The sequence below is a fragment of the Halopseudomonas oceani genome (assembly GCF_002903165.1).
Classification (GTDB): Bacteria; Pseudomonadota; Gammaproteobacteria; order Pseudomonadales; family Pseudomonadaceae; genus Halopseudomonas; species Halopseudomonas oceani.
Genome location: NZ_PPSK01000055.1, coordinates 1 through 1,635, shown reverse-complemented (window position 1 = coordinate 1,635; position 1,635 = coordinate 1). Strand labels below are relative to the sequence as shown.

Annotated in this window: 1 protein-coding gene; it reads right to left on the bottom strand. The window is 58.3% G+C overall.

What is annotated here, in order from left to right:
- The coding region (locus tag C1949_RS19195; protein WP_280527943.1) for a GLUG motif-containing protein at positions 1–1,635 on the bottom strand (1,635 nt) is incomplete at both ends.

Here is a 1,635-nt window from a genome sequence, read left to right as displayed (position 1 = left end):
GGCGTTAGTACCCTTGCCACCGCTGGTGGTGACACCAGTCAGTACGCTTTGATCTTCGCCGTTAACCAGCCCATCTACGGTAAAGCCATCAACACTCTGCTCGGTGCCGTTGTAGGTAGTGGTGCCGCTGTTGGCGGTGACGGTTGCCTGGGCTTTGTTGATGGTCAGGGTGCCGCCACCCGTGGTGATCAGGTCGTAGCCCTGCTGATTGGAGTACAGACCACTCATGTCGATGTTGTAGGTGCCGGCATTTTTGCCGCCGATGGGCTGACCGAAAATGCGATCAGCATCGTACTCACCAGCGGCGTTCCAACTGCCGCCCTGTTCCGTGCCGCTATAGGTGGTGGTGCTGTTTTCGCCGGCCACCTCAAGGGCGGTCAAAAAACGGCGCAGCATGGGTGTGGAATGGCCTTCGTAGATACGCCAGACCGTGCCCGTGCCGCCTTGCGCATCAATATCCCAGCCAGCGAAGCTGTCGGCTTGTAGCATTTGTGCGGTGGTGAGGCCGGTCATGCCAGAAGTGCCGACGCTACTAAAGCCAACAGCGCTGGTTTGGCCGCTGGTCTCGGTGTTCCAGTAACTGTTGGTGATGGATCCGTAGCTGTATCCGATCAGCCCGCCAGTCGAGCTTGCAGTGCCGCTGACCTGTCCTGTGGCGTAGCTATCTTCAATCCTGCCGGTGTCGTAAAGCAGTCCGGCCAGCCCGCCGATAATTGAATCACTACCGCTTACATCAGCCGCACTGTAGCTTTCTTTGATTGAAGCGTTCCAGAGGTACCCGGCCAGGCCACCGACAAACTTTATTCCGCTGACCCGACCGGTTACATAGCTCTCCCTGATATATCCAGAATCGAAGTGGCCAGCCAGACCGCCAACATAGTAACGCCCGATCATAGCGGCGTTAGTCAGCCCGACATTGCTGATCTGGCCACCGACTACCGATTCAAACAGGCCGACGTTGTTCGTACTTGGGCGATTGATGGTAAGGCCGTTGATGCTATAGCCAAGGCCGTCGAAGTCGCCTGTGTAAGCGTAAGTCGCGTTCCCAACGGGCACAAATCCCGCACCGCCATTCCAACTGGCGGTAGCGGAGGCGTCGATAGGGTTGCCGAGCAGATAATTCGCTGACAGGTTATTGCGCATAGCCTGTAGCTGCTCGACGTTCTGGATCACGGTGTAGAGCGCCGGGCGGTTGGTGGCGTTGATGGTGCCGGTGGGTAGGTCGTTTTTGTTGAACACCCGGTTGCCGGCCAACGCGCGGAGGTAGGGGGTGGTTTGATTGTCGGCATTGGCCCAGGTGTCTGCAAAATCAAAACCGCTGAAGTTGGCGGCATCGAACATCTGCGCGGTGGTGAGGCCAGCGGTGCCTGTGCTGCTGCCTGCACCCACCGCGTTGGTCTGGCCGCTGGTCTCGGTGTTCCAGTAGCTGTTGGTGATGGTGCTTCTGTTAGAGCCTACGAGGGCGCCAATGTATTGGGAGCCGCTGACTCGCCCAGTGGCATAACTCTGGTTGATCGCCCCCCAAGATTGGCCAACCAGCCCACCAGTGTAAGTGGCGCTGCTAACTGAACCGGTGGCATAGCTTTGGGAGATTGTGCCATCGCTTCTCCCAACCAGCCCGCCGGTTCGGAAGCT